The organism is Mesorhizobium sp. M7A.F.Ca.US.005.03.2.1 (assembly GCF_003997795.1).
GTDB lineage: Bacteria > Pseudomonadota > Alphaproteobacteria > Rhizobiales > Rhizobiaceae > Mesorhizobium > Mesorhizobium ciceri.
On the sequence record NZ_RZRP01001016.1, the window covers coordinates 1 to 2,032 of the forward strand.

The window sequence follows — 2,032 nt, forward strand, 5'->3', positions numbered from 1 at the left end:
GATCGTGGAGGCGCTCCGGCATCGAATCTGACGCCAGCCAAGCCACTCCTTGTGCTGGGTTGTGAGGGATGATGCGGGTGGCGACGTTCCACCGCAGATCGCGGAGGCCTTCACTGTTAAGATCTTGCGACAGCAACGATCATCATCCAGCCAACTTTGAGCTTGTTTGCGATGGCTGCTCCAGGCAGTTTCGCCCTGACACCGGACAGTTCGTTCAACGGCCGAGGAGCGGCCGGTGTCGAATCAAGAAAGCTGGCGCAGATCCAGCTTGATCGGCCTCTCGGCCTTCTGAGAAAAGCGCAGACCTCGTTGCATTGGCCGCTGGATCGCCGATCGCGCTATCGACCAAGCCCTCGCGAACTAAGGTAAGGCCCGTTCGGCTCCTGCAACATGGGGACTTCTCGCCGACATCGACGCCAAGGGCACTTGCGCCTTCGTAAAGCGTTCTCCTGGCAGAGATGCGGTGAGGTGCGGCGCGCCATGATCATGAAGAGAACGGATGGGTCGAGTTCCAATGACGATGTCCCAACGGGCGCATCGGCTTCGTTCCCCTATGACAGGATCACCGTCGAACGCTTCCGGAAGAGTTTTCCCCGGGCCCGTTGGAGCGATGAACTCAAGGCCTGGTTTGTCCCGGGAAAGACCGCCGCTCGGCGTTTCAATCGTTGGCTGGAGCAAGAATTAGCCGGATCGAACGTGCATGCTGACAGCAGGGGACGCGACGCCTACGCCTTCGATCCTATCGTTTCCAAGTACCTGCTCGTGCACCAGGATCGGCTGGAGGTGCAAACACCATATTCTCGCTCGGTGGTAAACACGATGCGCGACGTGCCGTTTGCGTCCTGGGATCCCGACAGGCGCGCTTGGACAGTGCCTTTTCGCTCCTACGAACAACTGCATCGACGCTGGGCGGAAATCGAGGCTGCCGCCATTCGCAACGAGCCCGAAGCGCGAAAGCAGCGCGCGGCGCAGAGGCGCGGGTCTCCGCAAGACCTGGCGTCACGTGCACGTGCTATAGAACGCCGCCGCAGGCGCTATCCGCTCGACCCCGCCGATCTTCCACCTTTTGGCCGGCCCGTAATGACACGAAGCTTTGGTGTCGTCGTCTTCGTCGGATGCGATGGTGACTCCGTCGACGGCGAGATACTTCGTTCCCACTACTCCGACCTTCCAGACCACCATAATTATGTCTGGGGGCGATGGCGTCCCGCCGACCTCGATGAGCTCATCAAGACCTGGCCCTCGCGATCCAAGACGAAGATCGATGGAGCAGTTTGGTGGCAGCCGACTCTCGACGATTTGAGGGCCGCAAGAAAGATGGCTCGCGCATTGGAGAGAAGGCGGACGCGGCTGCGAACAATTACCCGCCGTTGATGCTCTGCTCGATCTGCCGGGCCGAGGCTAGGATGCCGTCAAAGCTTGGCGGGGTGCCGAAGATCATCGCAGTCGTGTTGGCGTAGTCGCGCGCAAGCGCATCGACCATCTTGGTCGCGGGCTCGATCGCAAAGGTCCCCGGCACTGCCGAGGCAAGATCATAGTCCGGCCGATCGAAAAACATGCGCGCGTGACGCACGCAATCGGCGCCAAGATCGAGGTTGGCGAGCGCCGCTCTCCCGGTTTCCGACTGCATGAGGCAGTGCAAATCGTAGTAATGCCGCGAGACGCGCTGACCTTCCTGCCGTAGTTCACCACGCCGCTCATACCAGCGGCGCAGCCCATGAGCGATCACCACCTTATCCCAGAAGGTCCGCGTCGCCTCGATCGTGGTGACGTCCGGCACGGCGAGGTCAACGCCGGCTGCTTCCTCGGCGACATAGGGAGTAATCGTAAGAGGCCCATGGGGATCGAGCGCTGATTTTGCGCCGGATTCAAGACGTATCGCCGGTCGGACATAGGCGCCATCGCGCGGCTCCACTTCGGGATACCAAAGCAGCAGGGTTTGCCGATCGGGATCGGCGTCATCGATTTCCACGCGCCCCGCCCCTTTGGTGACCTCTGTCAACTGGGCGGCGAGGAACGCATTGAGCGGGCC

General features: G+C 61.3%; 2 protein-coding genes. One reads left to right on the top strand and one right to left on the bottom strand.

Annotated elements, in window-relative coordinates; translation table 11 throughout:
- Nucleotides 1–480 precede the first annotated feature (480 nt).
- Nucleotides 481–1,374 carry a hypothetical protein gene (locus tag EN991_RS33975; RefSeq protein WP_348629619.1) on the top strand — a complete coding sequence of 298 codons (894 nt, stop codon included), beginning with the start codon at nt 481–483 and terminating at the stop codon, nt 1,372–1,374.
- On the opposite strand, the gene EN991_RS33980 is transcribed toward EN991_RS33975, so the two are convergent.
- Nucleotides 1,361–2,032, bottom strand: a 672-nt coding sequence (locus EN991_RS33980; protein WP_164769585.1) for a nucleotidyl transferase AbiEii/AbiGii toxin family protein, incomplete at its 5' end; no start/stop codon positions are given. The genes EN991_RS33975 and EN991_RS33980 overlap by 14 nt on opposite strands.